The organism is Phenylobacterium sp., from assembly GCF_020253645.1.
GTDB lineage: Bacteria > Pseudomonadota > Alphaproteobacteria > Caulobacterales > Caulobacteraceae > Phenylobacterium.
The window spans coordinates 48,380-68,067 of the sequence record NZ_JADCBG010000019.1; the positions used below are offsets into that span (position 1 = coordinate 48,380).

A 19,688-nucleotide genomic window follows, 5' to 3' on the forward strand; every position below is an offset into this window, starting at 1 on the left:
CGCGTCAGAGCCCGGCGAGATCCAGGAGATACTGGCCGTAAGCGGTCTTCGAGAGCGCCTCACCCGCCCTGCGGACCTGGTCCGCGTCAATGAAGCCGTTCAGGAAGGCGATCTCTTCGAGGCAGGCGATCTGCAGGCCCTGGCGCTTCTGAAGGGTGCGCACCAGTTCGCTGGCCTCGAGGAGACTGTCATGCGTGCCCGTGTCCAGCCAGGTGAAGCCGCGGTCCATCTTCTGAACGAAGAGGTCGCCCCGTTCCATGTAGAGGCGGTTGAGGTCGGTGATCTCCAGCTCGCCCCGGGCCGAGGGGCGGACTCGCCGGGCAAGGTCCACGACGTCGCGGTCATAGAAGTAGAGGCCGGTCACCGCCTGGCGCGATCGCGGGCGGGAGGGCTTCTCCTCAAGGCTCAGAGCGCGGCCCGAGCCGTCCAGCTCGACCACACCATAGGCCTCGGGTCTCTCGACCTCATAGGCGAAGATGGTGGCGCCGGTCTCCCGGGAGGCCGCGGCGTCCAGCAGGCCGGACATGCCCGCGCCGAGGAAGATGTTATCCCCGAGGATCAGGGCGGCGCGGTCACCCGCCAGGAAGTCCTCGCCGATCAGGAAGGCCTGGGCGAGGCCGTCAGGACTGGGCTGGACAGCGTAGGCCATGCGTACGCCGAACTGCGAACCGTCGCCGAACAGGCGCTGGTAGTTCTCCAGGTATTCCGGCGAGGAAATGATCAGCACGTCCTGGATCCGCGCCTGCATGAGGACGGACAGGGGGTAGTAGATCATCGGCTTGTCGTAGATCGGCAGGAGCTGCTTGTTGACCGCCAGGGTGGCGGGGTGAAGCCGTGTGCCGGCGCCACCCGCCAGGATGATGCCCTTCATGCGCGGTTCTCCTCCTCCCGGGCGGCGGCGATGAGCCGGCCGACCACTTCGTCCGCCGTTTCCGTCCAGGGACGCGGCGCAAGGTCGAATGTGCGGGTGAACCGCGTGGTGTCCAGCCGCGAGTTCGCCGGGCGCCGCACAGGCGTCGGCCAGTCCGAAGAGGCGATGGGCGACAGGGCCGGAACCTTCAGGCCCGCCGCCGCCGTTCCCTGAAAGACCCGCGAGGCCAGTCCGAACCAGGTGGTCTCGCCCGCCCCGGCGAAGTGGAAGACGCCGGAGGGCGCACCCGGGTCGCCGAGTCGGGCGCAGATGGCGCCCACCGCAGCAGCGATGTCGAGGGCCGAAGTCGGGCAGCCAACCTGATCATCCACCACCGAAAGGGTCTCCCGCTCCGCGCCAAGGCGCAGCATCGTCCGGACGAAGTTGTTGCCCCAGGGGCTGAAGACCCAGGCGGTCCTCAGGATCACGTGACGCGGGTTCAGTGCGGCCACAGCGATCTCACCCGCCGCCTTGGAGGCGCCGTAGACGCTCACAGGTCCGACCGGGTCATCCTCACGGTAGGGCCGGTCCAACCCCCCATCGAACACATAGTCGGTGGAAATGTGGACCAGGGGAGAACCCTGCGCGGCGCTGGCTCGCGCGAGGGCGGCGGCGCCGCGCGCATTGGCCGCCCAGGCCTCTGCGGGGTGGGTTTCAGCTGCATCCACCGCGGTCCAGGCGCCAGCGTTGACGATGGCCGCCCAGGGTCGCGCGGCGACCCAGCGCGCCACCGAGGCGGCGTCGGCCAGATCCAGCTCGACCCGGGACGGGGCCACGACCTCGAAGCCCGGTGGCGGGGCCTCACGCAGGGCGCGGCCGACCTGGCCGGAACCGCCGGTTAGCAGAATGGCGCGAAGGCCGGAGCCAGTCATGGCGAAGATTCAGGCCGCCCGGCCCGGGGGACGGGCGCAGCGCCCGATCAGCCCTCGGCGCCGTCGTCCGCCGCGGCCGAGGCGCTGGCCCGCTCTGCAGCGGTCATCTGGCGCTCGGCGATCCGCGCCGACTTCCCGCGGCGGTCGCGCAGGTAATAGAGCTTGGCCCGGCGCACGACGCCGCGGCGCTTGACCTCGATGCTCTCGATGTTGGGCGAGTGGATCGGGAAGATCCGCTCGACGCCTTCGCCGAAGGAGATCTTGCGGACCGTGAAGCTCTCGTTGATGCCCTGACCCTGGCGGGCGATGCAGACGCCCTCATAGGCCTGGACGCGCTCCCGCTCGCCTTCCTTGATGCGCACGTTCACGCGGAGGGTGTCGCCGGGGCGGAAGGCCGGGATGGCGCGCTTGGCGGCCAGGCGGTCGGCTTCTTCCTTTTCCAGTTCCTGGATCAGGTTCATGGGTCAGTCCTTTCGTACCGGGCTTTACTCGCCCTTTGCCTGTTGATTGGCGAGCCAGGCGGCCCAGAGGTCCGGACGCCGTTCCCGCGTAGCGCGCTCCCGCTCGGCCCGGCGCCAGTCCGCCACCTGGGCATGGTGGCCGCTGAGCAGGACCTGCGGAATTTCAAGCCCCTCGAAGGTCCGCGGTCGCGTGAACTGCGGATGCTCCAGGAGCCCGTCCTCGAAACTCTCTTCACTGAGGCTCTCCGCCTGGCCGAGGACGCCGGGCACGAGCCTTACGCAGGCCTCGATGGTCACAAGGGCGGCCGCCTCGCCGCCGGCGAGGACCGCGTCTCCGACCGAGACCTCCTCGAACCCCCGGGCGTCGAGCACCCGCTGGTCCACCCCCTCGAACCGACCCGCCAGGACGATCAGTCCCGGCCCGCCGGCCCAGTCCTTGACGCGCGCCTGGGTCAGGGGCCGACCCCGGGCGCTCATGTAAAGAAGCGGCCGTCCCCGCCGATCGACGCTGTCGAGCGCCGAGGCGATCACGTCCGCCCGCATCACCTGCCCCGGACCTCCCCCTGCGGGGGTGTCGTCGAGGAAGCCGCGCTTATCCTTGGAAAACCCCCGGATGTCCAGCGTTTCCAGGGACCAGAGGCCGGCTTCCCGCCAGGCCGTCCCGATCAGCGAAACGCCCAGCGGCCCGGGGAAGGCCTCGGGAAACATGGTCAGGACGGTGACCTCGAAGGGAGCGGCGCGGGACATGCGGGGCTTGTGGACGAAGACCGGCGGTTTTTCGAGTCCCTGCGACGGCCCGGGTGGTGCCTCACTTTGAAATCGGCCAGCGTTGACAAGCATTCCGCCTAGGCCAGGTCGGCGTTATGATGCCGCCAGGGCCGATCCGTTCGCTGATCCCAAAGCGGTAGCGCAGGCGACTTTCCTGCTGACGCGAAACTTATTGAAGCACCTCTACATCTCAGGAAAGTTTGACGATGGTGAAATCTCTGGATTGCTCAATGGCACAATCCAGGCGGCAGAGACCGGAGGCAGATTTGACGCCGCAAAGGTATTGCGCGGTCTCCGGGGCGATCTTGATGCGTACGAGGTCTAGCGATGCCTAAAGGGCCCCGCGGAGACAAGCGCCCCGCCGACGCTGTCGGGTTGGCTGTGTTGGTTAGCAGGATCGCCACTGGCGAAATCGAAGACACCGCCGACGACAGCAAGGCTCACCACCGCGAGGGCGGCAAGAAGGGCGGGGCCGTTCGCGCCGCAGCCCTGACGCCGGAGCAGCGGTCGGAGATCGCGAAGAAGGCCGCGGCCAAGCGGTGGAGCAAGCAGTAATCGGAGCATAGTGAGATTATGCTTGCTGAGAATCGCAGCAAGCAGTACCCGACTTCATGCAGCAAGCATGAGGCGAACATGACTAATTCCCCACAGAAACTCGGCGGCGAGGCGCGGTCGAGGTCCCTGTCAGCTCAGGAGCGTTCTCGCATCGCGCGCGATGCGGCCAAGGCCCGATGGGGTGACGCGAGCGCAAATGCTATCGCGGGATCGCCGGACAAACCGGCTCGGATCGGCGGGATCGAGGTTGCCTGCTTTGTCCTCGATGACGGTAGAAGAGTAATCGCGACAAATGGCGTATTGAGCGCCTTAGAAATGGCCAGGGGCGGGGCCATGGTCAAGGGTATGAATCGTCTTGAGCTTTTTGCAGCCCAAAACCGCCTTTCTGCCTTTGTTTCCAATGATTTACTCGCAAGAATAGCTAATCCAATCAAGTTCCGCGTCGGCAATACAACTGCACATGGGTTTGAGTCGGATGTCTTGATCGAATTGGCGGAAGCTGTGATCGCTGCCGACAATCAGGGTGCGTTACAGAAGCAACAAGCGGCGATTGCTCACCGATGTCGCGTAATACTTTCCGGCCTTACGCGGGTCGGCCTGATCGCTCTGATTGACGAAGCCACAGGATATCAAAAGCGGCGCGACGCCAACGAACTACAGAAGATCCTTTCGGCATATCTGCTGCCTGAGCATAGGCCCTGGATTCAGGCGGTGCCGGATGAATTCACGAAGGAGATCTATCGCGTCTATGGGTGGGAGAGAAAGCCTCAGAACCGAGGCCCGCGGTATGCAGGGAAGCTGATCCGCCAGCTCGTATATGAGCGCATGCCAAAGCCTGTTCTACCGGCGCTTGATCAAAGCAACCCATCTGAGAACGGACGCCGGAAGCGAAAGCATCATCAGTTTCTCACCCCACAGCAGGGTCTTGACCACTTCCGCAGCCAGGTGATCACCATCATGACCCTACTGCGAATTTCGGCCAACAAGCACGAGTTCAAGACGAATCTGCGGCGACTTTACGATCCGCAACGCGAATTCGATTTCAACTGAATGCTTGCCACTCAAGCAATAAGTTCAGATAAAAGGGGCATTAACATGCTGCCCCTCGCGAAGCGCGTCCTGATCCTCAACATGCTGGTTGAAGGCTCGTCGCTCCGGTCGATCTCGCGGGTGGCGGAAGTGTCGATCAACACCGTGACGAAGCTACTGGTGGACGCTGGCGAAACCGCCATCGACTTGCATGACAAGCTGGTCCGCAACGTCGAGGCGTCCAAGGTCCAGTGCGACGAAATCTGGTCGTTCAACTACTGCAAGCAAGGCAACGCCGGTTCGGCCAAGGCCGCGCCAATGGATGCTGGCGACGTTTGGACCTGGACGGCCATCGAAGCCGACACGAAGCTGATCGTGACCTACGCCGTTGGCGACCGCACCCTGTCGTGCGCGCGGCTGCTCATGGAAGACCTGAAAGAGCGTCTCGCCAACCGCGTCCAGATCACGTCGGACGGCCATCGCGCTTACGTCGAAGCCGTCGAGGGTGCGTTCGGCGATGATGTGGACTTCGCCCAGCCCGTGAAGATCTACGGCCCCGGCGGGCCGCCACAGCCCGGCGGAAAGCCTTGGCGCCAGGAAGATCGCGGTCACAGGCAACCCCGATATCCCGCACGTCTCAACGTCAAACGTCGAGCGCGCCAACCTTTCGATCCGGATGGGCAACCGGCGTTCACCCGCCTGACGGACGCCTTCCCAAAGAAGATCGACAACCACCTGCACGCCCTGGGGCTCTTCTTCCTGCACTACAATTTCGCGCGGATTCACAAGTCGCTGAAGGTCACGCCGGCGATGGCGGCTGGCGTGTCGAAGGACCTTTGGACCATGGAGCGGATCGCGGAGGAGATCGAAGTGCGCCGCCCGAGCCCCGGTGAGCGTGGGCCGTACGAGAAGCGGGCGCCGTAGGGAACGCTTAACCCGCGAAAGATATTGACAAGTACGGACGCAGCACTAGATGCTGCTTCCATATCCGCTACGCCCGTAGGCGGGCACCTATCCAGAGAGCCCCCAGCGCAGCAGTGTCTGGGGGCTTTCCATTTCCAAGCTCAGAGTCGCAGTTCTGATTGACGGCGGACACCTTCGCGCATTGGCGCGAGCGTCCAAGCACAAGTACGATCCTGACTACATCGAGAAGGTAGCTCACGCCTGCGTCGAGGCCGACGAAGAGCCGCTTCGCTTTCTGTATTACGACTGTGCGCGCTACGAAGGCACAGTGAAGCTACCCGTGAGTGGCGCGCCGCATGAGTTCAAGGCGTCAGATCAATGGCTCCGCGATCTTGGCGCGAAGAATCTCTTCGCGATCCGCCGCGGTGTTCTGAAGTTCCGCGGTTGGAAGCCGAAGAAGATGCCCATTGCTCCCGCCGCGCCAACCGACGCCGATTTCGCGCCCGATTTTGAACAGAAGGGCGTCGATATGCGGATTGGCCTCGACATGGCGACCTTCTCGGAGCGGCGTTCTGTTGACCGCGTCATACTCGTTTCAGGCGATACGGACTGCGTCCCGGCTATGAAGCATGTGCGAAAGGCCGGACTGCAAGTCGTGCTCGTAAGCATGCCCAACGGGCGCACTATCCCGGAACTGTTGTGGCACTCAGATTTCGAGCGGCTGGTAGCTTGGCCTTAGCCTCCATTTCAAACTGAGACACTACCACGGCCCGCCTCGCCTTGCCCGACAGGCCCTCTGGCTCTATGCCCTGCCCTTTCGCATCTGCAGCATTGATCCCGAAGCCATGTCCCAGCCTGAAAACCTCGTCGACACCCTGGCGCTTGAGCGCCTGGAGGTGAACCTGTTCCGCGGCGTCTCGCCGAACGAGGGTCCGGGGCGCATCTTTGGCGGGCAGGTCATCGCCCAGTCCCTGCTGGCCGCCTACGGCACGGTCGAGGACCGGGTCTGCCATTCCCTGCACTGCTACTTCATCCGGCCGGGCGACCCGACCACGCCGATCATCTTCGAGGTGGACCGGTCCCGGGACGGCGGCAGCTTCACCACCCGCCGGGTCATCGCCGTCCAGAACGGCAAGCAGATCTTCAACCTCGCCGCCTCCTTCCAGGCGCCGGAGGAGGGTTTCGAGCATCAGGCCCCGATGCCCGAGGTGGCGGGCCCGGACGACCTGCCCAGCGAGGCCGAGGCCCTGAAGGCCGCCCTCGCGAAGATGCCCGAGGAGGCCCGGAAGTGGGCGACCCGGCCCCGGCCCATCGAGATGCGCCCGGTGGACGGCTCCAGCCTGTTCGACCGCGACCGCCCCGACGCACGCGAACCCAGGAGCGAGACTTGGTTCCGCGCCCGGGCGCCCATCGGCGACGATCCGGTCCTGCATCAGGTGATCCTGTCCTACGCCTCGGACATGAACCTCCTGTCGACCGCCATGCGGCCTCACCGCGTGCACTGGCAGACACGCAACTTCCAGTCGGCCAGCCTCGACCACGCCATGTGGTTCCACAAGCCGGTGAACTTCAACGACTGGCACCTGTACGCCCAGGACAGCCCCAGCGCCTCGGGCGGGCGCGGCTTCATCCGCGGGTCCATCTACACCCGCTCGGGCGAGCTGGTGGCGAGCGTGGCCCAGGAGGGCTTGCTGCGGCTTCGCAAGGATTGAGGCGGGCTATTCCGTCTCGGCCGGCGGGACCGCAAGGATCCGTCCGCCCGCCAGATCGACCTCGGGGACAACCTCCCGGGTGAAGGGCAGCCAGAAGGACGCCCCGGCTTCTGGCTTGACCTCCAGGAGGTCGCCGGCGCCGAAGTCCTGGACGCCGCGCACGAGGCCCAGGAGATGACCGTCCGTGGTCTCGACCCTCAGGCCGACAAGGTCCGCCAGGTAGAATTCGTCCTCTTCAGGCGGAGGCAGGGCCTCCCGGAGGACGTGGAGCTTGAGGCCCCTGAGGGCCTCGGCCTGCTCCCGGGTGTCCACGCCCGCCGCCCGGGCGACCAGGCCGCCCTTGACCGGCCGGGCCACAGACAGGACCGGCGCCGCCGAACCGTCCGCGCGCCGCAGGTCGCGATAGCCGGCCAGGGCCATGGGGTCAGCGGTGAAACTGGTCACGCGCACCTCGCCCCGGACGCCGAAGGCGCCGGCGATGCGTCCCACGAGGATCAGCCGATCTGACATCACAGGCGCCCCTGAAGGGCCCGGCGCAGGACGCCGGGCCGTGGGGATCAGCCTTCCTTGGCTTCCTCGGCCGGAGCCTCCTCCGAGGGGGCGGCTTCGGCCGGGGCCTCAGAGGCGGGCGCTTCGTCGACGGGCGCAGGTTCAGGCTCGGGCTCAGGGGCGGGCGCTGCTGCGGCGGCGGCCGCGGCGGCGGCGAGGTCAGCCGCCTTCTGGGCCTTCTCTTCGGCGCGCTCCTTGGCCTTGCGGCCCGGTTCGCCCTTCTTGGGATTGGAGCCGGCCTGCCAGGCGACCAGGCCCTCGGCGGCGAGGAAGCGCGCCACGCGGTCAGAGGGCTGGGCGCCCTTGGCGATCCACTCGCGGATGCGCTCGACCTTCAGGGTCACGCGGGTCGGATCATCCTTCTTGAGGAGGGGGTTGTAGGCGCCCACCTTCTCGATGAACCGGCCGTCGCGGGGCGAGTGGCTGTCGGCGACGACGATGGAATAGTAGGGGCGCTTCTTGGCGCCGCCGCGGGCGAGACGAATCCTGAGCATGGGGTGTCCTTGTCTTTCTAGGATTTCTTGAAGGGATTGAAGCCCGGCGGCAGGCCGCCGCCGAGGCCGGGCAGCTTCACGCCGCCAGGGAGATTGCCGGGGAGATTGCCCGGGAGCCCGCCGCCGGGGAGCTTCTCGGCCAGCTTGGCCAGCTGCTCGAGCTGGGCGGCGTCCGCAGTGGGGACCTTGCCGCCGCCGAGGGCCTTGAGCCGGTCCATTCCCCCACCGCCGCCGAGCATGCCGGCCATGCGAGCGAAGCCCTTGCCGCCGTCGCGGCTCATCATCTTGAAGGCGTCCGCCATCTGGCGATGCTGCTTGAGAAGCCGGTTCACCTCGGCCACGTCGACCCCTGCGCCGGCGGCGATGCGCCGCTTGCGTGAGGCCTGGAGGATATCCGGCTTGCGCCGCTCGGCCTTGGTCATCGAAGAGATGATCGCCGCCTGGCGGTCCAGGGCCTTGTCCGAGATATTGGCTTCGGCGATCTGTTTCTTGACCTTCTGGACCCCGGGCAGCAGGCCCATCAGCCCCTGCATGCCCCCCATGCGCTTCATCTGCGCCAGCTGGTCGGCCATCATGTCGAGGTCGAACTGGCCCTTGGCCAGCCGGCGGGCCATGGCCTCGGCCTTGGCCGCATCGAGGTCCTGGGCGGCCTTCTCCACCAGGGCGACGATGTCTCCCTGGCCGAGGATCCGCCCGGCCACCCGGGCGGCGTCGAAGACGTCAAGGCCGTCGATCTTCTCGGAGACGCCGAGGAACTTGATGGGCAGGCCGGTGACCGCCCGCATGGACAGGGCCGCGCCGCCGCGACCGTCGCCGTCAGCACGGGTCAGGACCAGGCCGGTGAGGGGCAGGCGCTCATGAAAGGCCCGGGCGGTGCGCACCGCGTCCTGGCCTGTCAGGCTGTCGGCCACCAGCAGGGTCTCATGCGGCTGGGCGATGGCGGCGATCTCGGCCGCCTCGGCCATCATGGCCTCGTCCACCGTGGTGCGGCCCGCGGTGTCCAGGATGACGACGTCGAAGCCCTGAAGCCTGGCCGCCGAAAGCGCGCGGCGCGCTATGTCCGGCGCCGACTGGCCGGCGACGATGGGAAGGCTGTCCACCCCCGCCTGGACCGCGAGGGTCGCCAGCTGCTCCATGGCCGCCGGGCGACGGGTGTCGAGGGAAGCCAGCAGGACCTTCTTGCGCTCGCGGGACAGGCGCAGGGCCAGCTTGGCGGCGGTGGTGGTCTTGCCCGAGCCCTGGAGGCCGGCCATCAGGATGACCGTGGGCGGGTTGAGGCTGAGGTTCAGGCCCTCTGCGCCCTCTCCGCCCAGCATCTCCACAAGGCCGTCATAGGTGATCTTGACCACCTGATCGGCCGGGCGGACCGAGCGGATGACCGCCTCGCCCGAGGCCTGCTCACGCGCCCGGGCGATGAAGTCGCGCACCACGGGCAGGGCCACATCGGCGTCGAGAAGGGCGGTGCGGACCTCCTTGAGGGCCTCGTCGATGTCCTTCTCGGACAGCACGCCGCGGCCGGAAAGCCGGTCGAAGACGGACGAAAGGCGGTCTGTCAGGGTGTCGAACATGTCGATCTCTGCACGGGACTCAGCGGTTCAAAGCGTCCCGGCCCAAACGCGGTCGACCCCCGTGGACGATCACGTCGACGGGGGGCCTCGCCGCCCTCGTCCTGCACAGAGGCAGGGGTCGTGGCGGTGGAGGGCGCAACCGCACTGCGCCGGAGGAGGCGCGGAAATGCGCCCGGAAACCCCGAAAGTCAAGCCGAACGGGGCTCTTCACGGGGTGGCGGCGTCAGGCGGTGGGGAAGCCCTTGTCCCGGAGATAGGCCTTCACGTCCGGATCGCGGCCTCGGAAGTTCCGGTACTGCTGGGCCGGGTCGAGGGTGTTGCCGACGCTCAGGACGGTGTCCTGGAGGCGCCTTGCAACCGCCAGGTCGTAGGGTCCGCCAGCCTCTGTGAAGGCGCCGAAGGCGTCCATGGCGATCACTTCGCTCCACAGGTAGCTGTAGTAACCCGCTGAGTAGCCGTCGTCGGCGAAGACATGCTGGAACTGGGGCGTCCGGTGGCGCATGGGCAGCTCCCGGGGCATTCCCAGCTTCGCGAGCTCCTCCTTCTCGAAGGCGCGCGGATCAATCTCCGCATCGCCGGCGAGGTGCAGCTTCATGTCGATGAAGGCCGAGGACAGATATTCGGTCACGTCAAACCCCTTGCGGAAGGTCGAGGCCTTCTGGATCCGCGTCGCCAGTTCGGCCGGCATGGGCTTTCCGGTCCTGTGGTGCAGGGCAAAGCGATTGAGCACCTCGGGTGTGGGAAGCCAGCGCTCGATCACCTGCGAGGGGAACTCCACATAATCGCGCGGGACGTTCGTTCCCGAGAGGGACGGATAGGTCACGGCTGAGCAAAGGCCATGTAGGGCGTGGCCGAACTCATGGAACAGGATGATGGCGTCGTCCCAGGAGATCAGGACGGGTTCACCTGGGGCGCCCTTCACGAAGTTGGAGTTGTTCGAGACGATGGTGGTGACCCGCCCCCCGAGGGTCCGCTGGTCGCGGTAGGCGTTCATCCAGGCGCCGGAGTGCTTGCCCGGGCGGGCGTAGGGATCGAAGTACCAGAGCCCCACGTGCTCGCCGCCGCGGCCCTTGACCTCCCAGATGCGGATGTCCGGGTGGGCGACGGGCAAGCCCTTCACTTCCTCGAAGGCGAAGCCGAACAGCTGGCCTGCGACCCAGAACATGCCCTCGCGCAGGTTGTCGAGCTGCATGTATCCCTTCACCTCGTTCATATCGAGGTCGTACTTCGCCGCCCGCACCTTCTCTGCGTAGTAGCGATAGTCCCAGGCCTCTATCTTCACGCCCAGCTTTTCGGCGTCGGCCAGGGCCTGCATCTCGGCCACTTCCTCGCGGACGCGCGAGACCGCGGCCGGCCAGACCCGCGACATGAGCTCCATGGCCCTGTCGGGATCGCCGGCCATGGTGTCCGCAAGTCGCCAGTGGGCGTGGGTCGGGTATCCCAGCAGCTTCGCGCGCTCTGCCCTCAGCTTGAGAATCCGGCGGATCAGGTCGTTGTTGTCCTTCGCATCGCCGTTGTCGCCCCGGCTGTAGAAGGTGCGCCAGACCTTCTCGCGAAGGTCCCGCCGGGCCGAATAGGTCAGGAAGGGGTCCATGGAGGAGCGGGTGTTCAGGATGGCCCACTCACCCTTGCGGCCCCGGGCTTCGGCGGCGCTGGCGGCGGCGGCCCGCACGTCGTCCGGCAGTCCGGTCAGTTCGGCCTCAGTCTTCAGGTAGAGGACATAATCGGTCTCATCGGCCAGCAGGTTCTGGCTGAACCGGGTGAAGAGACCCGCCAGTTCCTGGTTGATGGCCGCCACGCGCGCCTTCTGCGGCCCCGTCAGGCGGGCCCCGGCGCGCACGAAGCGTGTGTGGTGGAGCCACATCAGGCGACTCTGCTCGGGCGTCAGGCCGGCCCGGGAACCCCGGGTGTAGACCTCGTCGATCCGACGGAAGAGGGCCTCGTTCTGGAGAATGGCGTCCTGGTGGGCGGCAAGCAGGGGTTCGACCTCGGCCTCCACCTTCTGAACTTCGGGGGAGGCCAGGGTGCTGGTCCAGATGAAGTAATAGGTCAGGACCCGGTAGGTCATCTGGCCGGTGAGCTCGAGCGCCTCGATCGTGTTGGCGAAGGTCGGCGGCGCCTTGTTGCGCGCGATCGCGTCGATCTCGGCTCGCTCCACCGCGAGGGCCTGGTCTATGGCGCCCCGGAAGTCCTCGACACGGACCTTGTCGAAGGCCGGCACGCCCCCGAAAGGACCCGACCAGGGCAGGGTCAGGGGGTTGGCCGGCGTCGCGGACAGGACGGCGGACGGCAGGGCTTGGGCGGCGGCGAGGGCGCCTGAGGCGGCGAGAAAGGTGCGACGCTTCATGGGAACTCCTTCTGGCGAGGCGTTTGTCCCGAAATAGGCGCATCCGGGCGGGCCGTCACCTGACAGCTCCGTCATGTGCGCAGGGGACCTCTGGCGCCCCGACGTTCGCCGGGCTAGTCGGGGGCATGGCGATTGGCGTCTTTGATTCCGGGATCGGCGGCCTGAGCGTGCACCGCAGGCTTGTGGAGCGTTTTCCGCGCGCCGAATTCGTCTACCTGGCGGACCAGGCCCACACCCCCTACGGCGGCCGGTCGGGGGAGGAAATCGTCGACCTGACCCGGGCCGGCTGCGTTCGGCTCTTCGAGGAGGGCTGCGACCTCGTCATCCTGGCCTGCAACACGGCGTCCGCCATCGCCCTGCGTCGCCTGCAGCAGACCTGGCTGCCGGCGGTAAGGGCCGACCGGGGGCGGCCGACCAATGTGCTGGGCATCATTGTGCCCACCATCGAGGCCGCCACGGGCCTGCCCTGGGAACACGAAGCCGAGCGGAGGGGCGACAAGGTCGAGAAGCTCGACGTCCTGGCCGTCTTCGCGACCCCCGCCACGGCGGCCTCCCGGGTCTATGAGATCGAGATCGACAAGCGCCGCCAGGACGTGGCGGTCTTCGTCGAGTCCTGCCCCGAACTCGCCGGGCAGATCGAGTCCGGCGCGCCGCGCCCGGTTCTTGAGGCTGCGGTCGCCTCGCACGTCGAGGCCGTCACCCGGCGTATCGGACGGGCGCCCGACAGGGCCATCCTCGGCTGCACCCACTATGAGATCATTTCGGAAGTGTTCCGGGACGCCCTGAAGCCGGGAACGCCCCTGGTCCACCAGCCTGACGCCACGGCCGAAGCCCTGGCCGCCTACCTTGAGCGCCGCCCCGAGTATGCCAGCGGCGAGTCGGCGCGGCGTGTCTTCCTGACCTCCGGCGCGCCAGGCCTGCAGCACGACCTTGCCGAGGCCTTCTGAGGCTCGCCGCTGAGGTTCGACCCGGCCTGAGGCGTGCGATTGGCGCTACCCTCGCGCCGCCGGGCGCGGCAAGATGCGGTCATGAAGCTCCTCCTGTCCCCTGCCTCGCCCTATGCCCGGAAGGTCTGGCTGGCGGCCGCCGAACTGGGCCTGGCCGACCGGATCGAGGTTTCAAGCGCCGCCGCCTCGCCGGTGGCCGAGAATCCCGACCTGTCGGTCCTGAATCCCCTGGGCAAGATCCCGGTCCTTGTGACGGACGAGGGCCAGGCCCTCTATGACAGCCGGGTCATCGCAGATTACCTCGACAGCCTGACGGCCCGCCGGCTGTGTCCGGCGTCCGGCCCCGAACGCTGGACCGTCCAGACCCTGCACGCCGCCGCCGACGGCCTGCTCGATGCGGCCCTGCTGGCGCGGTACGAGGAGGCCCTGCGGCCAGAGCCCCTGCGATGGACCGACTGGCGCCGGGGCCAGGGCGAGAAGATTCGCCGGGTCCTCGACCTCTTCGAGGCCACCGACCTGAAGGCTGGCGACGACGCCCGGATCTGCGACATCGCCGCAGCCTGCGCCCTCGGCTATCTCGACTTCCGCTTCGGCGCCGAGCCCTGGCGGGACGGCCGCCCGCGGCTGGCCGCCTTCTTCGAGGCCTTCACCCGCCGCCCGGCCTGGGGACGGAGCGACCCGGCGCGGATGGCATGAGCGACCCGGCCCCTCCCTCCGACGGGCGTGAGACCTTCGCCGCCCGCTTCCTCAGCGCCGAGGGGCGCCTGGGGCGGCGGGGCTTCCTGGTCTCGGCCCTGGTCCTGCTGGCGGTCGCGGTGGTCTACGACGCGGTCTCCTCCGGGGCCCTTCAGTGGATCACCGGTTGGCTTGTCTGGCCTCTGCTGGTCTGGATCGGCGCCTGCCTGCTGGCCCGCCGTCTGCATGACCGTGGTCACAACGGCTGGATCGCGGCGGTCATCCTCGCGGCGGTGGTGGGCGTCTGGCCGCAGCCGACGGGCTTTCTCGACTTTCCCCTCGTCCTGGTGCTGGTCTGGGCCGCGATCGAGCTGGGTCTGATGGTCGGCGAGCCGGGGGTCAACCGCTACGGGCCGCCGCCGCCACGCGGCTGATCCCGTCGGCCGCCTCAGTCCAGGCCGAGGGCCCGGGCGAGGGAGAGGACGACACGGTCCACGTCGAGGTCAGCCATGGCCGGGAAGAGAGGCAGGCTGAGGCAGCGTCGGTACCAGGCGGCGGCGCCGGGCAGGTCGAGCGGACCATAGCGCCCGACATAGTAGGGCTGGGAGTGGACGGGGATGTAATGGACCTGGGAGCCAATTCCGTCCGCGGCCAGGGCCTCAACCACCTGCCGGCGCGGCCGGTTCAGGCCCTGGAAGTCGATCAGGACCGTCAGAAGGTGAAGGACGGGCCGGCTCCACGGCGGCGTGACCGCCAGCCGGACGTGCGGAGCAAGGGGCGCGAGGCGTGAGGCGTAACGATGCGCCAGTTCCCGACGCCTGGCGGCGAAGGCGGGGAGACGTTTCAGCTGTGACTGACCGAGGGCGCAGAGGATGTCCGGCAACCGGTAGTTGAATCCGGGCTCCCGCATTTCGTACAGCCAGGGATCGGCGCCCGCTGTCCGTTCCATGCCGTGGCTGCGCAACCTGCGAAGCCTTGCGGCCAGGGCTTCATCGGCGGTCACGACCATGCCGCCCTCGCCCGTGGCGATGGTCTTGACCGGATGGAAGGAAAAGGTCGCCGCCGCCGACCAGCGGCCGCTCCCGATGCGCTCGGGGCCGTCCCCGAAGTCGACCTCCGAGCCCAGCGCATGAGGCGCATCCTCGACGAGGACGGCGCCAGCGCTGCGGGCGATCCGGGAAAGACCTGGAAGGTCTGCAGAATCTCCCCTCAGATGGACCGGCAGGACGGCGCGGACCGGGCCGGGCGCGCGCTGCAGGGCCTCTTCCAGAGCCCCTGGGGTCATCAGGCCGGTGTCGGGGTCGACGTCGGCGAAGACGACCTCGGCGCCGACGAACCGGGCGCAGTTGGCGGTGGCCAGGAAGGTCACGGAGGGTGCGATCACCCAGTCTCCCGGGCCAATCCCGAGGGCGAGCATCGCCAGATGAAGACCGGCGGTGCCATTCGCGCAAGCCACGGCATGGGGCGCGCCGACGGCGCTCGCGAACGCCGCCTCGAAGGCCTCGACCCGGGGGCCGGTGGTGAGGAAGTCGGACTGGAGCGCCTCGGTGACGGAGGCGATGTCCGCCGCATCGATGTCCTGCCGGCCGTAGGGGAGGAAGGCGGCGCCAGACACTTCAGGCCCTGCCCACCGTCGCCGTAGCCTCGACACCGGTGTCATTGAGCAGCCGCAAAAGCCCCGCGTGGCTCAGCCACTCCGAGTTTGTATCGCTGGCGTAGGAGAAGCCGTCCTCCACCGAGGGGAAGTCCCTGCTGAAGCTCTCCCGGGAGAACTCCACGAAGGCGGGCTCAATGGCGTAGCGATCCCCCAGGTCGATGACATGGCGGGCGTCATCCGCCGAAATCATCATTTCGTGCAGCTTCTCCCCCGGCCGGATTCCGATGACCCGTATGGGAAGGTCCGGGGCCATGGCGGCGGCGAGATCGGTCATCTTCATCGACGGGATCTTCGGCACGAAGATCTCGCCACCCCGCATCATGTCGAGGGACGAGATCACGAAGTCCACACCCTGGTTCAGGGTGATCCAGAAGCGCGTCATCCGCGGATCGGTGATGGGAAGATCTGTCGCACCCTCGGCGATCAACCGCTGGAAGAGGGGGGCGACCGAACCCCGGGATCCAACCACGTTCCCGTAACGAACCACCGAGAACCGCGCGCCGATATCCCCGGAAAGATTGTTGGCGGCGATGAAGGTCTTGTCCGACGCCAGCTTTGTGGCCCCATACAGGTTGGCTGGATTGCAGGCCTTGTCCGTGGAGAGTGCAATCACCTTGCGAACCCGGTTGGCGAGAGCGGCCCAGACAACGTTCTCCGCGCCGACGACATTGGTTCGAATGAACTCCGAGGGGTTGTACTCGGCGGCGGGCACCTGCTTGAGGGCGGCGGCGTGGACCACGATCTCGACCCCGCGCAGGGCGAGGGTAAGCCGTTCCCGGTCACGGACATCACCGAGGAAGAACCGCATCCGGCTCATCTGCTCAGCCGAAAACCGGGCGGACATCTCGACCTGCATTTCATGCTGCTTGAGTTCGTCCCGGGAGAACACGATGAGCTTGCGGGGGTTGGCCCGGGTCAGGACAGCGTCGATGAAACGCCGCCCGAAGGAACCGGTTCCGCCGGTCACAAGGACGACGCTGTTGTCCAACCCGCTCACGGATGTACTGAATCGGTTCAAGGATGGCCTCCGGGACAAAGCGGTGTGTCGCCGAAGTCTGAGATTGACGGAAGGAGCGTAAAGAGATTGCTAACCATAATCGGGGTCCAGTCCCGAATGCGCCGACGCGCGGTTCTCGCCGCACTGCCTCTGCTCCTTGTCTCCAAGGCGTGGGCTGCTGCTCCTACGCCGCCGGCCGGCGGCGGCGCCCGCCTTCCCAGCTTCATGCGGTTGCCGGTGATCAACGCCAATGTCGTCCGCTCGAACCGGACCCGGGGCGTAATGTCCATTGAAAGCGGGCTGGACGTCCCGGATCCCAAGCTGCGCGCCCGGGTGGAGCTTCTTGTCCCACGCCTGCGGTCGGATCTTTCCCAGCGACTGGCGGCCTATACCGCCAACCTCCCTGCCGGGGCCGCCCCCAACCTGGATCTCCTGACGCCGCTGCTTCAGAAACAGGTCGACGTGACCGCAGGACAGCCGGGCGCCCGGCTGCTGATCATGAACGTCCTGATCAACTGACGCAGATCAGCGGGCTCCGAGTTCCGCGGCTGCGGCGTCCATGAAGGCGGCCATCTCGACGTCCAGGGCCGTCACTCCCCCAGCGTCATGCGTGGTCAGGGTCACCTCCACCCGGTTCCAGACGTTCGCCCATTCCGGATGGTGGTCCATGCGCTCGGCCTTCAGCGCCACCCTGGCCATGAAGGCGAAGGCGGCGTTGAAGTCGGCGAAGACGAAGGTGCGCGAGATGGCGTCGCGGTCGCCGGGAAGGTCGCTCCAGAGAGGCAGCTTCTCGAGGGCGTCAATGGCGCCCATACGTACCGGCCGGCTCATGCCGCGCCCCCGAAGGAGAGGCCTGTGGCGCGCGACAGGTCGGCCAGGGCCTGGGCCTCGCTCACCACCTTGATGGCCGTCATGCCGAGGGCGGCGGCGGGCTTGCAGTTGATGCCGAGGTCGTCGAGGTAGATGCAGGCCGCAGGCGCGACCTGCAGCTGCTCGCACATCATCAGGTAGATCCGAGGGTCGGGCTTGCGCACCCCCGCCTTCGAGCTCTCGATGATGGCGTGGAAGTGGGGCATGACCCGCCCCATGGCGCTGACCATGGGCGTATCCGAGCCCGGCGAATGGCTGGAGGCCATGTTGTTGGTGATGCAGCCGACCTTGAAGACCGCCTTGCAGGCCAGCAGGGCGTCGACCATGGCCGGGCGGAGATGTCCGGACAGCAGGGGCAGGACCTCCCGGCCCGGGACGGGGTGACCGAGGGCCGCGCTTTCCTCGTGGAAGAGCCGGTCGAACCCCTCGGCGTCGATCTCGGCGCGCTCGAACAAGGCCCAGGCGTTGGTGTCAGGATTGGTCGCGTTGACCGTCCGGATCAGGTCGCGGGGCAGGCCCTTTTCAGCCTCGTAATGGTTGAAGGCCTCGAAGGGCGAGGAGGTGAACACCCCGCCGAAATCCCAGATCACGGCTTCCACGCCCATGGCCCAATCTCCCTTTGCGACCGGCGGGAAACTAGGATGGTTCCGGCTTGAGGGGAACAGGCGTCGGGGTGCTAGACTTCGACACGCCATGCCTCCCCGCCTCGATCCCCTGATGTCTGATCCGCCCTGGGCCGGGCCGCCGGGTTTCGGCATTGGGCTGAGGCGGATCGATCCCGGAGCCTGGCTCGAGGGCGGCGAAGCGCGGCCCTGGAGACGCAAGGACGCGCTTCTCAAGCGGGTCCCGGGAAGGGTCTGGGGGGAGGTCGTGGGCTCCCGCCCCGGGCAGGCCGAGGCCGCGGGCCTCGTCGCCAGCGCCCTGGACGTCCGGATTTCCGGCCCGGACCTGCCGCCCCTGTTGCGGGCTGCACGCCGGATCCCGGATGACCTGGTTCTCATGGAGCGCCGGGACGGCGACTGGTCGGTCACGGCCCTCAGTCTTTGCGCCGGTTCCTTCTTTACGGCCGACGAGGCTCTGGGCCGGTCGCTCGCGGAACTGCACGGTCCGGTTCCCGGCTTCGTCGACATCCTGTTGCTTCGTGTACGGAGGATCTTCGATAACCTGCCGCCTGACACTGTCGTCGAGCGACGCAACTGGACCGTCACCCCGCTTGGTGATCTGCACGCGCCGGATGCCGCCGCTGCGCGGGCGAGGGCGGCGCGCCAGAGGCCCGGAGCCTCAGGCCGGGGGCTCTTCCTGCGCTGTGAGCGCCAGACCCTGAGGCGCCTGCCCCGGACCGGGGGCGTGCTCTTCACCATTCGCATCCACAAGACGCCACTGCGCAGCCTTGCCCTGCAGCCCTCCGCCCTCGCGGCGTTCGCCCGGGCCTGGGCTGAAGCGCCACCCGACTTCCGCCGCTATAAGGGACTGTCCGCCGTCTCAGGGGGTGTCGAGGCCTTCCTCCAGGCCAGCCTTCCCGACATCGTCACAAATCCAGTCCAGGATATCGCGCCATGACCCCAGAAGACCGGATTCTGCCCCTCGAGGGCGTCGAGAACTTCCGAGATTACGGCGGCTACGCCGTGCCCGGCGGCCGGAGGATTGTGCGCGGCAGGCTCTGGCGCTCGGCCCACCACGGCGGCGCCACCGACTCAGACCTCTCGCAGATCGCAGGCCTGGATCTGGCGGCGGTGGTGGACCTGAGACGACCCACCGAGCGGGCGAACCAGCCGTCGCGTCGGCCCGGAGGCTTTGCCGGGCGCGTGATCGACTGCGACGCCGGCGATCAGGCTGAACCGCCGCATGTCGCCTTCCTGCGCGAGACGGACCTGTCGGCGGAGAGCGCTCGGGCCTTCTTCCGGGATTACTACCGCAAGGCGCCCTTCGAGCCGCGCCACCTGGAGCTGTTTCGGCGCTATTTCGAGGCCCTCGCCGAGGGCCGTCCGGTGCTGATCCACTGTACTGCGGGAAAGGACCGGACCGGGCTGCTGGCGGCCCTGACCCACAACCTGCTGGGTGTGGGAGAAACAGACATCCTGGCGGACTTCGAGCTGACCAACCTGGCCGCCCGGATCGAAACGCGGCTGGACCAGGTCACCGAATCCATGACCGCAAGCCTCGGCCGGCGGCCGTCGGAGACGGCCGTGCGGGCGTTCCTGGGCGTGGACCCGTCCTATCTGGTGGAGGCTTTCGGCGCCATCCGGCGGCAGGCCGGCTCCGTCGAGGCCTACCTTGCAGACCTCGGAGTCGACGCGGTCGCAGCCGAGCACCTGCGCGAAACCTGGCTGGAGACCCCACCGGTCTGAGCGGCGCCCCCTGCCCCGGAATCCAG

The 19,688-nt window shown here is 67.6% G+C and carries 23 protein-coding genes; 11 read left to right on the top strand and 12 right to left on the bottom strand.

Features of this window, described 5'->3' with window-relative positions; all coding sequences use genetic code 11:
* Positions 1–4 precede the first annotated feature (4 nt).
* The 4 genes from rfbA to trmD are packed head-to-tail and all read right to left on the bottom strand — an operon-like array spanning position 5 to position 2,990.
* Positions 5–871, bottom strand: coding sequence for a glucose-1-phosphate thymidylyltransferase RfbA (gene rfbA, locus INE98_RS01095; RefSeq protein WP_293535923.1), 867 nt, complete (start codon positions 869–871; stop codon positions 5–7).
* Positions 868–1,782 carry a dTDP-4-dehydrorhamnose reductase gene (gene rfbD / locus INE98_RS01100; RefSeq protein WP_293535924.1) on the bottom strand — a complete coding sequence of 305 codons (915 nt, stop codon included), beginning with the start codon at positions 1,780–1,782 and terminating at the stop codon, positions 868–870. Before rfbD ends, rfbA begins: the two co-directional genes overlap by 4 nt.
* A 47-nt stretch (positions 1,783–1,829) precedes the next feature.
* The gene (gene rplS, locus INE98_RS01105) at positions 1,830–2,243 is read right to left on the bottom strand and encodes a 50S ribosomal protein L19 (protein ID WP_293535925.1); all 414 of its coding nucleotides are present in this window, start codon (positions 2,241–2,243) and stop codon (positions 1,830–1,832) included.
* Positions 2,244–2,267: 24 nt separating this feature from the next.
* Positions 2,268–2,990, bottom strand: coding sequence for a tRNA (guanosine(37)-N1)-methyltransferase TrmD (gene trmD / locus INE98_RS01110; RefSeq protein ID WP_293535926.1), 723 nt, complete (start codon positions 2,988–2,990; stop codon positions 2,268–2,270).
* 405 nt (positions 2,991–3,395) lie between these two features.
* On the opposite strand from trmD, the gene INE98_RS01115 reads away from it, so the two are divergent.
* The 5 genes from INE98_RS01115 (at position 3,396) to tesB (ending at position 7,210) form a co-directional block, all read left to right on the top strand.
* Positions 3,396–3,566 carry a hypothetical protein gene (locus INE98_RS01115; protein ID WP_293535927.1) on the top strand — a complete coding sequence of 57 codons (171 nt, stop codon included), beginning with the start codon at positions 3,396–3,398 and terminating at the stop codon, positions 3,564–3,566.
* Positions 3,567–3,584: 18 nt separating this feature from the next.
* The gene (locus tag INE98_RS01120) at positions 3,585–4,616 is read left to right on the top strand and encodes a P63C domain-containing protein (protein WP_293535928.1); all 1,032 of its coding nucleotides are present in this window, start codon (positions 3,585–3,587) and stop codon (positions 4,614–4,616) included.
* Positions 4,617–4,661: 45 nt separating this feature from the next.
* Positions 4,662–5,519, top strand: coding sequence for a hypothetical protein (locus INE98_RS01125; protein ID WP_293535929.1), 858 nt, complete (start codon positions 4,662–4,664; stop codon positions 5,517–5,519).
* 181 nt (positions 5,520–5,700) lie between these two features.
* Complete coding sequence (locus INE98_RS01130; RefSeq protein ID WP_367120151.1) at positions 5,701–6,237, top strand: NYN domain-containing protein; 537 nt, start codon at positions 5,701–5,703, stop codon at positions 6,235–6,237.
* A gap of 106 nt (positions 6,238–6,343) precedes the next feature.
* On the top strand, positions 6,344–7,210 hold the full coding sequence (gene tesB / locus INE98_RS01135; RefSeq protein ID WP_293535930.1) for an acyl-CoA thioesterase II: 867 nt from the start codon (positions 6,344–6,346) through the stop codon (positions 7,208–7,210).
* A 6-nt stretch (positions 7,211–7,216) separates the two neighbouring features.
* On the opposite strand, the gene rimM is transcribed toward tesB, so the two are convergent.
* The 4 genes from rimM to INE98_RS01155 all read right to left on the bottom strand — a co-directional run bounded on the left by rimM (position 7,217) and on the right by INE98_RS01155 (position 12,168).
* Positions 7,217–7,720, bottom strand: coding sequence for a ribosome maturation factor RimM (gene rimM / locus INE98_RS01140; protein ID WP_293535931.1), 504 nt, complete (start codon positions 7,718–7,720; stop codon positions 7,217–7,219).
* 47 nt (positions 7,721–7,767) lie between these two features.
* Positions 7,768–8,253 carry a 30S ribosomal protein S16 gene (rpsP, locus tag INE98_RS01145; protein ID WP_293535932.1) on the bottom strand — a complete coding sequence of 162 codons (486 nt, stop codon included), beginning with the start codon at positions 8,251–8,253 and terminating at the stop codon, positions 7,768–7,770.
* 17 nt (positions 8,254–8,270) lie between these two features.
* Complete coding sequence (gene ffh, locus INE98_RS01150) at positions 8,271–9,821, bottom strand: signal recognition particle protein (RefSeq protein WP_293535933.1); 1,551 nt, start codon at positions 9,819–9,821, stop codon at positions 8,271–8,273.
* 223 nt (positions 9,822–10,044) lie between these two features.
* Positions 10,045–12,168 carry a M3 family metallopeptidase gene (locus tag INE98_RS01155; RefSeq protein WP_293535934.1) on the bottom strand — a complete coding sequence of 708 codons (2,124 nt, stop codon included), beginning with the start codon at positions 12,166–12,168 and terminating at the stop codon, positions 10,045–10,047.
* Between the two features lie 125 nt (positions 12,169–12,293).
* On the opposite strand from INE98_RS01155, the gene INE98_RS01160 reads away from it, so the two are divergent.
* The 3 genes from INE98_RS01160 to INE98_RS01170 all read left to right on the top strand — a co-directional run bounded on the left by INE98_RS01160 (position 12,294) and on the right by INE98_RS01170 (position 14,224).
* Positions 12,294–13,115 (top strand): glutamate racemase, encoded by an 822-nt coding sequence (locus INE98_RS01160; RefSeq protein ID WP_293535935.1) that lies wholly within the window; start codon positions 12,294–12,296, stop codon positions 13,113–13,115.
* A gap of 81 nt (positions 13,116–13,196) precedes the next feature.
* A complete protein-coding gene (locus INE98_RS01165; RefSeq protein WP_293535936.1) occupies positions 13,197–13,811 on the top strand; it encodes a glutathione S-transferase N-terminal domain-containing protein in 615 nt (204 codons plus the stop codon).
* Positions 13,808–14,224, top strand: a complete 417-nt coding sequence (locus INE98_RS01170) for a DUF805 domain-containing protein (RefSeq protein ID WP_293535937.1) — start codon at positions 13,808–13,810, stop codon at positions 14,222–14,224. The genes INE98_RS01165 and INE98_RS01170 overlap by 4 nt, the downstream gene beginning before the upstream one ends.
* A gap of 14 nt (positions 14,225–14,238) precedes the next feature.
* On the opposite strand, the gene pseC is transcribed toward INE98_RS01170, so the two are convergent.
* Together pseC and pseB are read right to left on the bottom strand one after the other, a co-directional pair.
* Positions 14,239–15,405: a UDP-4-amino-4,6-dideoxy-N-acetyl-beta-L-altrosamine transaminase gene (pseC, locus tag INE98_RS01175; protein ID WP_293535938.1), complete on the bottom strand. Its 1,167-nt coding sequence runs from the start codon at positions 15,403–15,405 to the stop codon at positions 14,239–14,241.
* Position 15,406: 1 nt separating this feature from the next.
* Entirely contained in the window at positions 15,407–16,465 is a 1,059-nt protein-coding gene (pseB, locus tag INE98_RS01180; RefSeq protein ID WP_293535939.1) for a UDP-N-acetylglucosamine 4,6-dehydratase (inverting), read from the bottom strand.
* A 96-nt stretch (positions 16,466–16,561) separates the two neighbouring features.
* Between pseB and INE98_RS01185 the strand changes: the two genes are divergently transcribed.
* Positions 16,562–16,963: a hypothetical protein gene (locus INE98_RS01185; protein ID WP_293535940.1), complete on the top strand. Its 402-nt coding sequence runs from the start codon at positions 16,562–16,564 to the stop codon at positions 16,961–16,963.
* Positions 16,964–16,969: 6 nt separating this feature from the next.
* Here the strand turns inward: INE98_RS01185 and INE98_RS01190 are convergent, their stop codons facing one another.
* Positions 16,970–17,275, bottom strand: a complete 306-nt coding sequence (locus INE98_RS01190; RefSeq protein ID WP_293535941.1) for a 4a-hydroxytetrahydrobiopterin dehydratase — start codon at positions 17,273–17,275, stop codon at positions 16,970–16,972.
* Positions 17,272–17,919 carry an HAD-IA family hydrolase gene (locus INE98_RS01195; protein WP_293535942.1) on the bottom strand — a complete coding sequence of 216 codons (648 nt, stop codon included), beginning with the start codon at positions 17,917–17,919 and terminating at the stop codon, positions 17,272–17,274. Before INE98_RS01195 ends, INE98_RS01190 begins: the two co-directional genes overlap by 4 nt.
* A gap of 112 nt (positions 17,920–18,031) precedes the next feature.
* Here INE98_RS01195 and INE98_RS01200 point away from each other — a divergent pair, with 112 nt between their 5' ends.
* On the top strand, positions 18,032–18,874 hold the full coding sequence (locus INE98_RS01200) for a DUF3445 domain-containing protein (RefSeq protein ID WP_293535943.1): 843 nt from the start codon (positions 18,032–18,034) through the stop codon (positions 18,872–18,874).
* The gene (locus INE98_RS01205) at positions 18,871–19,662 is read left to right on the top strand and encodes a tyrosine-protein phosphatase (RefSeq protein WP_293535944.1); all 792 of its coding nucleotides are present in this window, start codon (positions 18,871–18,873) and stop codon (positions 19,660–19,662) included. The genes INE98_RS01200 and INE98_RS01205 overlap by 4 nt, the downstream gene beginning before the upstream one ends.
* Positions 19,663–19,688: the final 26 nt, after the last annotated feature.